We start from the raw sequence: 12,282 nt of genomic DNA on the forward strand, positions 1-12,282 counted from the left end.
AAATTATAAAAACGGATTATTAATTTCTTTTTCAGCTGGATGTTCAATTTTCTCAGGCAATTCTTCTTTTTCCAAAGCCACAACCACGTCGTTTAAAAAACTCTGTAATGCCTTCGCCTGTTCTAGGCCGACTTTGTCTTTGGTAATTTGCAAGTTGCCATAAATGCTCACGCAATCGACATCATTTTCTAATGTTAAATCTTCAATTGAAGAAGATTCTGTACCCTTTTCAAATGGCTTAAACATAGGTGTTGTCTCGTTGTTATATCTTCACAGTGTAATACGACCAATTTAAAAAAAATCAATCAAAATTAAAAGTGCCGATAAAATTAGAAATGCTCCCATCAAGATATTAAAATATTTCAAACGGTTGCCATGGTTAAGTACTACTGAAAATTTATCACCACATAGCCCCCAAAAGAACAAACAAGCATAGCAAGTGAAAAAATAAATAATGATAAAGATCGGCAATGACTGCGGGTTTTCAATGCTTGTAAACATGGTAATACCCGACACACAAGCCAACCACGCTTTCGGATTAAGCCATTGTAGTAAAAAGCCATCTTTAAAATTGGGGATAATCATCTGTTCTACTGGAACACTTGAAATGGAAATATTGGCAGCAGAAAGAATAATTTTTATACCGATATAGCAAACAAATAGCGTTCCACAAATCGCAAGAATTTTTAATACGATCGGAAACTGAGTTAATAAACTCTGGAGACCAAATGCCATAAAAATCAAAAGTAAGGTAAAACCAATGGTCGCGCCTGAAATGTAAGGAAGCGATCTTTTTAAACCATGATTTAAACTGGTCGATAAAATTACGGTATTTACGGGACCGGGGGTAATAGACATTGCAAATGAAAAAAGAAACATCGAGGCAAACATTGTTATTGTCCTTATTAAAATAGAATCCATAGACAGATCTGTCTATGGATTCTATTTTAAATAATTACGGTGTTGCAATAACAATCAAAAAAACTGCTTATTTCATTATTTGCAAGAAATAGTTCACCAATGCTTCAACCAGTTGCTTCACAATGGCTTGGCGTGTTTCTTCGTCAATCGTTGGAACTTTTGCTTCCATCGGTTCTGAGGAGCCACTTTTTTGCTTTTTAAACTGGTCTTGTAACGCTTTAATTTGATCAGCATTTAAGTCTTGCTCACATTGGCTCTCACCATCCCAATGTAAATAATCTAACTTTTGATTTGGCTTAACCGATGCTACCGTTAAAGGTAGACGATAGACATTACGCTTTTGCTGCTCAGTTAACTGCGGAAATAGATTAACGCCTAAGCGTTCTTCAAGGTAGCAAACACTCACCACTTTCACTTGTAGAGAGTTATTGTTGGGTGCGTAGTAAGCCCCTATAGCGCCAGTTTTTGGCATATACACCGCTTTATAAATTGCGGTTGGGACAATTACACCTTTCCCAATAGTTTTAAGGCGTTTGCCCTCAAAAACAGGGCCAGTAACAACATATACATCTTGTTTTTGCTTGGTCGCAATGGCGCGTGTGGCTTCTTCGAGTTTACGCCAAACTTCCTGATTATTTTTAGGTGCTTGCGGCACCATGTTGCTTAACGAGAAGCTATCAGACTGTGAGTTTTTATTTGGCATATCGCCATTTGGTGCCATGTGACCACGGTCATAACCTGAACCACGATAGTCACTTAACAGTGCCCGATGCTTTTGAGCAACACGAGTTTCTTCATGAAAGTTATCTTCACGCTTAATTTTGACACTCAAACGTTCTGCATTTAAATGCTCAGCCGACCATAACGGGGTTTTAGAGATGCCTGAATATAAAACGTTAAAGCCGTTAAAGCACAGCGGATAACTGTCTTTTTTTAAGCTTTCTTTATTTAAAGCAGGAGGAACTTCACGATAGAACTGATTTAAACAAGTCGAGTTAGTACTTAAAGGCGAAAACCACTGCGAAATCTTTTCACTACCAAAAGCAATTGCAAAACTTCCCGCAGCAATACAAGCAAGAATAATCTTGCCCAAATGCTCACTTAGAGAAAAAGAGTTTGTACCTTTACTACGTTTTTTACTTGCCATGTTTCTATCAATACCACTGTCCACACGCAGCTTAACAACCCTGCTTTTTTAAGTATATCTCTTATCTTTCAAATGGTTAAAACATGGTCATCTTTTTTGTAACTCCATTCCCCATTACGTAACAATCTGTTGGAATTATGAGAGGCTTTGGCTATTGAATTATGCCAATTGCGTATCTTTCGTTGAAAAACACTGATTGCTTATGACATGGTTAGCTCCACAAATTTGGATAAAAATATAATCGGAGTCCACTTAATGATCCATTCAAAGATTATTGGTATTGGCGTAATCACGGGATTATGTAGTATGGCAGCTTTGGCTGAACCAGCAGTCCAGCCAGGAGATACTTTAGAAAGTTTGTCTAAAGTGAAAGTTACGACAACGGTAAATGGCCAACCTGGTTCTATTAGCGATTTAGTCAATAGCGGGCAAGTACAACAAGTTTCTGCTGCACCGACAAATGCTGCGCCTACTGGTGCTCCTATTCCGGCAGATGTTCCACCAGCACCTCCAGCAGGCGGTGAAATGGCACCTCCAGCACCAATTGATGCAGTGCCACCTGCACAAGATCAGGCGTCTCCAGCGCCACAAGATCCGAATGCTGCACCACCTGCGGTAGATCCAACTCAGTCGGCAGACCCAATGGCAAAAGATGGTGCATTACCAGCAGATGCACCTATGCAAGCTCAATAATCAGAGCCATAAAAAAACCAAGACATTTGTCTTGGTTTTTTTATTACATCAAATTTTTATATTTCGATTTGACTACCTAACTCAACCACACGGTTGGTTGGAATTTGGTAGAAGTCACTCACCGGACTGGTATTACGCTGCATAGAGATAAATAGTTTCTCTCTCCATGGAGACATACCATCACCCACCGAATGAACAATACGATCGCGGGAAATAAAGAAGCTGATATGCATTAAGTCATATTCAAGACCTAACTGCTCGTAAGCTTGCATGAGTGCTTTTGGTACATTCATTTCATCTTTAAAGCCGTAGAAAATCTTAATACGGAAGAAATGCTCAGCTAAAGTTTCTGTTGAAATACGGTCTTCTGGTTCAACAAAAGGTACATCTTCAATCACTACAGTGACCAAGATATTGCGCTGATGCAATACTTTATTGTGCTTAATGTTATGCAACATGGCATGTGGTACAACGTTCGGTGTACCTGTCATAAAGACGGCATCGCCCGGAACCCAATGCACGCTATTACCAATACTTTTCACAAACAAATCGAGTGATAACGTATCGTGTTCGAGCTTTGCAAAAGTGAGCTCACGACCACGTTTCCATGTCATTAAGATGGTGACTGCAATCGCACCAATCAGTAATGGCACCCAACCGCCCGACAAGATTTTAAGTGATGTAGCTGCGACTAAAACCGACTCTAAAACAAAGAATGGAATAATCAGGAGTAGCACTTTTGGCATGCTCCACTTCCAAGCCGAATAGATGAACACAGCAACCAAAATCGTGTCACACAGCATTGTTAAGGTTACAGCAAGACCATAAGCACTTGCCAAGTTTGAGCTGGTTTTGAAAATCAAAATTAAGATAATAATTGCGATTAAAAGTAACCAGTTTAAGAAAGGAACATAAATCTGGCCTTCTTCAGACTCAGAGGTATGTTTAATACTTAAACGCGGTAAATAGCCCAATTGAATCGCTTGACGTGCAAGTGAAAACACCCCAGAAATTACGGCTTGAGAGGCAATTACGGTTGCCATAGTTGCCATAATAATCATTGGGTAAAGTGCCCACTGTGGCACCAATAAATAGAACGGGTTTTGAATCGCAGCTGGGTCTCTGAGCAACAATGCGCCCTGTCCTGCGTAGTTTAAAACTAAACACGGCAACACCACAAAGAACCATGCGAGACGAATCGGAACTGGTCCGAAATGTCCCATATCGGCATAAAGTGCTTCACCACCGGTAACTGTTAAAACGACAGCGCCCATCACGAAAAAGGTCATCACCGGATTGTGATAGATAAACTGAATAGCCCAATGCGGACTAAACATGCCTAATACCACTGGTGTCTGGATAACACTATGAAGACCTAATAATCCTAAAGATAAGAACCACACCATCGTAATCGGGCCAAAAAACTTTCCGACAAAGGCCGTACCGTGTTTTTGTACTAAAAACAACGCGATGATAATAGTAATTGCAATTGGCATGATGTACGGGTCAAACACATCGGTTGCAATTGACAAGCCTTCGACTGCCGAGAGTACTGAAATGGCTGGGGTAATAATACCGTCACCAAAAAACAGCGATGCACCAATAAAGCCAATGGCAATCATGTAGATTTTCTTATTATCGGCAATTTTGGCTTTACGTAAGTTCAATGCGAGTAAGGCCATGATTCCGCCTTCGCCATTGTTGTCTGCACGCATGACGATGGCGACATACTTAATACTGATGATCAGCATTAAGCACCAAAAAATAATAGATAAAATTCCTAATACGTTTTCAGGCTTAATTCCCAACCCATGCGCGGCATGGAAGGACTCTTTTAAGGCGTAGAGTGGACTTGTACCAATATCTCCAAAGACCACCCCAAGAGCTGCCAAAGCCGTGGCAGGCAAGGTTGCTTTTTTGGCCGTATTTTGCATTGTGTAATTAAACCAATATGATTTTTATCGCAATCTTATCACCTCTATTATTTTTTTTCTGTAAAGCTCATCTTAAATCTTGGCAGAACTTGTTTTTTTAGTTACTATCGCACGCCTTGGTGAGGTGTCCGAGTGGCTTAAGGAGCACGCCTGGAAAGTGTGTATACGTTTGCGCGTATCGAGGGTTCGAATCCCTCTCTCACCGCCAGAATTAAAAAAAGACCTAAGTCATTTTGATTTAGGTCTTTTTTATTTAGCTTAAAAAATCAATCTAATCAACTATAAGTAACTTCGCACCATTCAGGCTAAAAGACTGATGTGGCTCTGAATTATCTCCTACTTGATAACTCATCCCTGAAGTTAAAGTGAAGGTTCGCCCATCCTTCAACCTACTTTCTAACTCACCTTCTAAGCAAAATAAGATATGCCCTTTTTCACACCAATGATCTGCTAAATAATTTGCTGAGTACTCTACAAGTCTTACCCTTATTTTATTATTCTCTTCACCAAAAAATTGAGTTTTCCAATAAGCTTTTCCAGTTTCACCACTATATTCAGTGACTTCAATTTCTTCCCAGTTTGTAATTTGAAATGGAAAAGGCGCGATATTCATTTTTTATTCCACAGTATGTTTTGTTGTATTTTCAACTTATAGACAAATTTGCTTTTTGCAAACGATTTAAAAATATTATTTCTCAAGCCCCACTGTCTAACTCAGAAAGAAGTCCATTAGATTTCCCTAATTAGCCTTAATCCAAAACGAACACTTCTAATGACTCTACATAAGGCAAAATAAGATATTCATGATTAGATAAATGCTGTTCTAGCTGGTTATGCGTTGTTTGATTGAATTGATAAAAGTTGCTCAACTCATTAATCAACTGAGTTGTTTTATTTGCATCAAATTCTGGTGTTTTAATAAAGAATAATAAGCTTGCACCTAAGCCAACATACTCTAAGCCATAGTTCTGATCTAAATGCTCAATTAAGCTAAAAGATTCAAAAGGATTCAAATCACAGCTAAAATATCCATTGAGACATGCCGCAAATTTCTGAGTCTCCGTTTGAGTATTTACTAACTTTACTTGAATAACGTCATCTAAAATTTTTTCGGGTTCAGCATTAATCTGTAGCAGAGTCGCTTGATCTTCATCACAATAACTAAGCTTTTTAGGCAAGTTATTAAAGTCTATATAATTTTCTGGCTTTAATAATTGTTCAATATGATGTTGAAGTTCTAAAGGTCGAGTATTATCCCAACTTGCTTCGCTGTCATCTTCAACGAGTTCTGAAGTATCGAAATAAAGCCCATCTCCCATTGAAGCATGCATGGAAGTGTATTGGCATTGTCCAATATCTTCTAAAAGTAATAATACTTTTTTAGGTAAGTGCTTCTGCTTAATTTCTGAATATAAGTTAAGAACTTCCATCCATGAGTTTACTTTACTCATTGTTGCGTAGCATATTAATTCATGAGCATCATCAGTTATAAGGGAATTTTCTTTTTCTTTAATACGAAGAATGGTCATAAGTTTTTAAATTTAATCTATATTTAACTGATATTTATATCATAAATAAATCGTATATTTAACTTAAAAACTCTAACCCAAATCTTTAAAAAATATTCAATATTAAAGACCCAAACCCTCACGCTTAGGCCTTCCTATCTCTAAACTTACTTAGACAACTCTAATAGTTTCTGAACATACTGCATTGCATTATTGTCTATGTCTTGGTGAGTCGGAACAACGTCGTCTTCAGAAGGATTGGTGTCTAAACCATAAAATGCATGAAGTGGTTGATAGATTGCCCCAACATATAAAGCTGTTAGCTCAAATGGAACAAAAATCTTGTCTAAAGAAATTTGATAATCACCACTTTCTGAATAAATTTGCTCCTGCCCACCAGCAGACAAAGCCAACATAAACTTTTTATTTTTGAGCTTGTCACCTTCTGAACCGTAAGCCCATCCATACGCCAAAACTTCATCAAGCCATTGTTTCAATAGCGGCGGGCAGTTAAACCAATATACTGGAAATTGAAAGACTAAATTTTCGTGTTCTTCTACAAGCGCTTGTTCTTTTGCGACATCAATCATCCCGTCTGGATAAGCTTGATAAATTTGGTGAACCGTAAATTGATCGGGATATTTTTCTAGTTCCTCAATCCATCTTTTATTTACAACAGATTGGTCTATTTGAGGATGGGTAACAATCACCAATGTCTTTTTCATTATGAAAACACTCTTATCGAAAAGTAGATAAATCGATTATAGAAGTGTGCTTTCCTAAATATAAGTACGGTAATTTATGTTATATACTATACTAAAAGATAGTATGGATTTTAAAAATGAACGACTGCATTCCAACTTATACGCCATTAGAAGATACGGGTTTTGGGTACACCCTTTCTTTGATTAATGGCAAATATAAAATGATTATTATGTATTGGCTTTATGGAAAAACCGTCATGCGTTTTAATGAGCTGCAACGCTGCATTGGCAATATTTCGTTTAGAACGCTCAGCAATACACTCAAAGAATTAGAAAGAGATGGACTGATTCATCGCAAGGAATATCCTCAAATTCCGCCTAAAGTTGAATATCGGCTTTCAGAAAGAGGACAGTCTTTAATTCCTTTGTTAGATATGATGTGCGAATGGGGCGAGCAAAATAAGCCGTCTTAGTTTTATAAATTTGAAGTGATACTAAATATGAGAAATGAATTAAGAGAAATGTTTATTAAGGGATGCGACGAGAAAATTGAAAAGAAGGGAGACAATGTCGGTCTATCTTTTTATGCTTTTTTTAAAAATAAGAATGATAACCCTGAGTTACTGATGGAAGCAGCCCATTGGTGGATTATGTTGCATAAACTAGATCACTTTGAGAAAGCGGTTAAGATTAAAAATTTGGTTTTAAGTGAAAGTTAAAATTAGAGTGGAAGACTATCAGAAAGAGGATAGTCTTTAATTTCATATAATTTATGAAAAGATTGAATACAGTTAAACTATATTAACTCGATTTTAAAGGCTTATATTTCAAAAAAATCTTTTAAATCTTTATACATGTGATAACTATTTAATTCACTAGTATCTATAGTTAATCTTAAATACTGCTCAATCTCTTGAGAAGATAAATTAATCCCAAATTTAGTATGTAGATAGATACTTATCAGTTCTGTTACATCATGGCCTCGAGATAATCTCCACTTTTCACTACATTCATAATCAATACTATTACTTAAAATAAATAGTTCATCAACTAAATTTTTATAGATCGAACTGAATTTGACTCTACTTTCAAAATCTCTCTCTAAAAAAAGAAAGTTTCTATGATCAAAAAAATCATCAATATCAAACTTAAAAAGAATTGTCGACTGTTCAGGCAAATTCTTTATTCTTTTCAATAATTCATTGGCTGCCCTATATTTACCGATTCTTCTACTCTCACGCTCCACTTCATCTTTCATTGTATTTACTTGTTGCAGTGTCAGTCCACCAACCTCATCCAACCACTGTACCAAAGCTGATGAATTAACAAGATAACTCTCTAAATCATTTAGATAATGATTTTTCGTACTCTTACATACAGAATGAATAAATAAACTATCATCAAATCTAAGACTATTAGTAATATGATCATAATCGTTATCAATTATAAAAGCTATTTTATCAATTTTATTATAAGGATAAGTATTTTTAAAATAAAAATGACTAGAAATAACCATACGTTTCCCACACATTCCTAAATAAAAATAATCTTCCTCTACAAAACCCTTTTTCTTAAGAAACTTTTTATCACATATACCTTCAACAAATATAAATTTATCATATGTTTTTGATCTAAAAACACCAAAAGCTTCATCTAAAAAAGTTTTTTGTTCCTCAGCTATATCTTTCAATGTATTATTAGTCATTTTATCAACTCTGCTAATTCAATTGTATTATCCCAATTCCCATTAATCAAAGTAAAAGAATGTGTAGCAATTAAAACATTGAAGTTATTTATTTTAGAAATTTTCTCAATTAGGCCGAGAAGTTTTTTTTGCCATGCTGCATGTAAAGATATTTCGGGTTCATCTATTAATACAACAGATCCATATTTAGTATTAAAAATCAAGTCTCCCAATAATATTATTAAGTGTTTTTCACCTGAAGAAAGTAAGTTAATACTAAAATCACCATTATTAAAGCTTTTAATTTTTTTCTTATCAACAATTTCCTTTTCATCCTGAACTCTATCTTTATCTTTTTTCTTTTCAACAATTAATCCAAAAATAGGATGGATATCAATATTTTTAAACTGTAATAAAGAATTTACGGATTCTTTAAAAAGATTGATTCTTTCAGCAAGTTCAGCGCAAGTATCGATTCTCTGAATAACATCATCTAAATAAGAACTTAAAACCATTAAAAATGCTTTATTATCATATATTTGTTCATTTCTAAGTTTCCCAATTATATTAGGATTTAAATTTAAATTTCCAAAAATCTCATTTTCATTATATTCCCGATCAAATCTCGTAATTTTAACAATTTTATTAATAGTTTTAGTAACATCAATATCTATATCTTCACTTAATAATGACATAACTTTTTCTGGAAAATTAGAACTCTGATCCATAGAAATAGCATATTGTTTTTCCTTAACATCAACCATGAGCTGTCTAATACTTTTAGATAATTTATTTATTGCACTGTATTCTTGATTATTTTCATTAACATTAATATTATTTAGTCTATCAGCATCTACAAAAAAAACATCTCGCTCTAAAAGCTGTAATAAGTCATCATCCAACTTTACATTTACTATCTCTTCTGGAAAAATATAATTATATCTCTCCAACATCTCACAAGTAGTAATAACCTCATCATCCCGAGTATCAATCCATAAATTATTTTTAACTTTCTTCATGTATGAAAGTTCATTTTTTAGAATATTATTAAACTTTTTCTTATTATCTCTAAATATATTTTTATTTATTTCAACAATCTTACCTAAACCATAATATATAACCAATAAATTATTCTCTTTAACTACGGTGACTATTTGATCATCAAACTCTATTTTAAAAAGATCAAAACTTTCATCAAATAGATCATCAAATTTCATATTAAAAAAATCATCAATTATTTTTAAAATAGTTGACTTACCATACCCATTAGGAGCTGTTAATATAATTACATTATCTTTTATATCTTCAAAATTTAAGTTATAAGTAAAATCACCAAACATTCCATCAATATAAAGTTTTTTAATTTTCAAAAGATATTACCCCTGATATAAAATTATAGTGTTGTTAAATCATATTATTACAATTTACATAAAAGAATTCTATAAATCACTCCTATTTTAAACAAATAATTAAAAAAATTTCTAAAAGCCCAACTCCCGTCGGGCCTTCCCCCATCAAACCCGACTTAAAAAGTATTCAAGTAATGCATCCCTTTCATCAGTGTTATTGGTCCCTAAAAGCTGAACCATCGCGCCATCAATCACAAATAAAAACATGTGTGCATCTTCAACTGTAACAGTCGCTTTTACAGTTAAAAGGAATTTATGAATTTCTTTAAGAAACCAGTTTCGGTAGTCAATCACGAGTTTATAAGCTGCTGGATAGATCTTTTCAATTTCAAAAATGGCTTTAAATGGCAACCGATAAAAGCCCTCTAAGTTTGCATGTAAAAGGTAAATTTTCTTGAGTTTATCGAATGCCATGAGTTCACGGTACGAATGAATAATTGAAAACACCTCATGTTTTAATGCATCTATTTGAAAAGTTAAGCTCATCTGAATGAGCCTTTCTTTGGAGTGAAAATAGTTATAAAAAGTGGCTTTGGGGATTTTGGCTTCCTCAATAATTCGATCTATCCCGATGTAAAACCCATGTTGTTGAAATAAATCTTTTGCTGCGTGGAGCACGCTTAATGCTCTAAATGATGCTTCTAAATTTGGCATTTTTATACCGTTTAAAATAATTTTTTGTTGTATGTAAAAGAGATAAAAATGCCGTCACTCTTAAATTGAGCGCTAAAAACAGGCATGCGAAAACGACACAAAAATGGTGTGCTCGCCTATCTCGGGTTTTATTGTTGCTATGATTTTTTAGTCGTAATGACCTATGGCTTAAAACCTAGAGTCGGTTAAACCGTTTTAAAGACCAGTTGGGTATAGACGTAAAGATTTTGGCAAAGGTTGCCAATGAGAGAGATGAAATAGTACGCATGTGCGAACTCCTGTATGTATTAGAAGCTCTACCACAATTACTGCTAAATAATGGTGGCAGGACGAAAAGGGGTTAGCAGACTGGACATACAGAACCAGCACACCCGAGGGTGTCCCCCTTCCGCCCTACCGCAACGTGAGGGGGACGGTGGTTTCACACACAGATCTCCCCCTCAGAAGGAGTAAATCTGATGTGCTGTATGTAAAACGGTCTGCTAAAACCGACTGGCGATGTGGCCAGCAGGCAAAGGATAATCCGCGTGTTTTGGAGTGTCAATGTAAGGTTGAATAGAAATTGGTTAAATAATTTTTGTTTTCATTCAATTAGATATTTAAGCTAAACAGTCATTCAACTTAAATTTAAAGATATCACGATAATAATAAAAATGTAGGATAGTGAATTATGATTGAGTTCATCATTTAAATGAGTAATTAATAATGATAATAAAGGGACCTCCCACCAGTTCAGAAGAATACCAACTTATCTTTCAGTGGCTTGATGAACGGTTCCATTATTCTATTGGGGCAATGGCTTTTCTTAATCAAACACAAGCTACCAATACCGAGTGGCAACTCTTACGGTTATACCACCCACAGAACGCCGAGCAACTTTTAGGAGTCGCGGTCATCGTTACTGGGGGCACCTGCTTCTGGGTTCCATCAAAGACATCTTCATCTGGGGCATCGCTCTGTACATCAATTTTAGAGCTTCAACCGCATCGGATTGTAACGACCGCAATCGGGCGAGACTTATTACATGCCGAGATAAAACAAAAGTGGCGCATTTTAAGAGAATATGATCAATGGATCATGGTTTGCTCACGCCAATTTTCTGAAGCTCAAGGTCGCTTGGCTGAACTTTCTGACATTGCTCGTCTCAGCGAATATCAACATCAATATAATCATGAGCGCTCAGTGAATGAAGCACCTGATTGGGAATCTCTGATTCAGCAAGAAAAAATTATTGTGCTTGAAGCAGACGACCAAATCGTTTCAATTGTGCGTTTAGGGATAGAAACTGATCGGCTCGTTTCTATTGGTGGCACATACACTTTCCCTGCTTATCGTCGAAAAGGTTTTGCCGAACGCGTCTTACAATTCGCGGTCAATCGAATTGTTGCAACTGGACGGATTGCTCACTTAATTGTCGACATCGATAACACCCCAGCGGTTACGCTTTACCGCCAAATGGGCTTCGAATGCGTCGAGTCCTCTTACATTGCTTACCCAGAGTATTTATAGAAAATCATTCATTTTCAAAACCGCTTAAATGAACCGATTGATCACGCCATAAATAAAAGCTACAGTAAATAAAGTTTGAATTTTATAACTTTAAATAAATTGATAACGCATGCAGGCAA

The 12,282-nt window shown here is 35.5% G+C and carries 14 protein-coding genes and 1 tRNA gene; 5 read left to right on the forward strand and 10 right to left on the reverse strand.

The genetic code is table 11. The annotated features are described in order from the left end of the window. Window positions 1-3: 3 nt before the first annotated feature. From BMW38_RS11830 to BMW38_RS11840, 3 genes are all read right to left on the reverse strand, one after another. A complete protein-coding gene (locus BMW38_RS11830) occupies window positions 4-246 on the reverse strand; it encodes a hypothetical protein (RefSeq protein WP_092708266.1) in 243 nt (80 codons plus the stop codon). Window positions 247-291: 45 nt separating this feature from the next. Beyond that, window positions 292-891, reverse strand: coding sequence for a LysE family translocator (locus BMW38_RS11835; protein ID WP_213031149.1), 600 nt, complete (start codon window positions 889-891; stop codon window positions 292-294). A 97-nt stretch (window positions 892-988) separates the two neighbouring features. Then, entirely contained in the window at window positions 989-2,068 is a 1,080-nt protein-coding gene (locus BMW38_RS11840) for a DNA/RNA non-specific endonuclease (RefSeq protein WP_213031150.1), read from the reverse strand. Between the two features lie 255 nt (window positions 2,069-2,323). On the opposite strand from BMW38_RS11840, the gene BMW38_RS11845 reads away from it, so the two are divergent. Continuing rightward, window positions 2,324-2,761 (forward strand): hypothetical protein, encoded by a 438-nt coding sequence (locus tag BMW38_RS11845; RefSeq protein WP_092708272.1) that lies wholly within the window; start codon window positions 2,324-2,326, stop codon window positions 2,759-2,761. Window positions 2,762-2,817: 56 nt separating this feature from the next. Here BMW38_RS11845 and BMW38_RS11850 read toward each other — a convergent pair whose 3' ends face one another. Then, on the reverse strand, window positions 2,818-4,695 hold the full coding sequence (locus tag BMW38_RS11850; RefSeq protein ID WP_092708275.1) for a potassium transporter Kup: 1,878 nt from the start codon (window positions 4,693-4,695) through the stop codon (window positions 2,818-2,820). A 118-nt stretch (window positions 4,696-4,813) separates the two neighbouring features. Between BMW38_RS11850 and BMW38_RS11855 the strand changes: the two genes are divergently transcribed. Beyond that, a tRNA-Ser gene (locus tag BMW38_RS11855) sits at window positions 4,814-4,903 on the forward strand. Window positions 4,904-4,966: 63 nt separating this feature from the next. On the opposite strand, the gene BMW38_RS11860 is transcribed toward BMW38_RS11855, so the two are convergent. From BMW38_RS11860 to BMW38_RS11870, 3 genes are all read right to left on the reverse strand, one after another. Then, a complete protein-coding gene (locus BMW38_RS11860) occupies window positions 4,967-5,308 on the reverse strand; it encodes a DHCW motif cupin fold protein (protein ID WP_092708278.1) in 342 nt (113 codons plus the stop codon). Window positions 5,309-5,444: 136 nt separating this feature from the next. After that, window positions 5,445-6,224, reverse strand: coding sequence for a hypothetical protein (locus BMW38_RS11865; protein ID WP_092708281.1), 780 nt, complete (start codon window positions 6,222-6,224; stop codon window positions 5,445-5,447). A gap of 146 nt (window positions 6,225-6,370) precedes the next feature. After that, window positions 6,371-6,928 carry an NAD(P)H-dependent oxidoreductase gene (locus BMW38_RS11870; RefSeq protein WP_092708284.1) on the reverse strand — a complete coding sequence of 186 codons (558 nt, stop codon included), beginning with the start codon at window positions 6,926-6,928 and terminating at the stop codon, window positions 6,371-6,373. 116 nt (window positions 6,929-7,044) lie between these two features. On the opposite strand from BMW38_RS11870, the gene BMW38_RS11875 reads away from it, so the two are divergent. Together BMW38_RS11875 and BMW38_RS11880 are read left to right on the forward strand one after the other, a co-directional pair. Next, window positions 7,045-7,380 carry a winged helix-turn-helix transcriptional regulator gene (locus tag BMW38_RS11875; RefSeq protein ID WP_092708287.1) on the forward strand — a complete coding sequence of 112 codons (336 nt, stop codon included), beginning with the start codon at window positions 7,045-7,047 and terminating at the stop codon, window positions 7,378-7,380. Between the two features lie 27 nt (window positions 7,381-7,407). Continuing rightward, a complete protein-coding gene (locus BMW38_RS11880) occupies window positions 7,408-7,626 on the forward strand; it encodes a DUF6500 family protein (RefSeq protein WP_092708289.1) in 219 nt (72 codons plus the stop codon). A gap of 101 nt (window positions 7,627-7,727) precedes the next feature. On the opposite strand, the gene BMW38_RS11885 is transcribed toward BMW38_RS11880, so the two are convergent. From BMW38_RS11885 to BMW38_RS11895, 3 genes are all read right to left on the reverse strand, one after another. Next, on the reverse strand, window positions 7,728-8,612 hold the full coding sequence (locus BMW38_RS11885; RefSeq protein ID WP_092708292.1) for a hypothetical protein: 885 nt from the start codon (window positions 8,610-8,612) through the stop codon (window positions 7,728-7,730). After that, window positions 8,609-9,961, reverse strand: coding sequence for an AAA family ATPase (locus BMW38_RS11890; RefSeq protein ID WP_092708296.1), 1,353 nt, complete (start codon window positions 9,959-9,961; stop codon window positions 8,609-8,611). Before BMW38_RS11890 ends, BMW38_RS11885 begins: the two co-directional genes overlap by 4 nt. Window positions 9,962-10,105: 144 nt before the next feature. Beyond that, window positions 10,106-10,654 (reverse strand): TetR/AcrR family transcriptional regulator, encoded by a 549-nt coding sequence (locus tag BMW38_RS11895; RefSeq protein ID WP_092708299.1) that lies wholly within the window; start codon window positions 10,652-10,654, stop codon window positions 10,106-10,108. Window positions 10,655-11,359: 705 nt separating this feature from the next. Between BMW38_RS11895 and BMW38_RS11905 the strand changes: the two genes are divergently transcribed. Further along, the gene (locus BMW38_RS11905) at window positions 11,360-12,163 is read left to right on the forward strand and encodes a GNAT family N-acetyltransferase (protein ID WP_092708302.1); all 804 of its coding nucleotides are present in this window, start codon (window positions 11,360-11,362) and stop codon (window positions 12,161-12,163) included. Window positions 12,164-12,282 lie beyond the last annotated feature (119 nt).

It is taken from the genome of Acinetobacter sp. yr461 (assembly GCF_900110445.1).
Taxonomy (GTDB): Bacteria; Pseudomonadota; Gammaproteobacteria; order Pseudomonadales; family Moraxellaceae; genus Acinetobacter; species Acinetobacter calcoaceticus.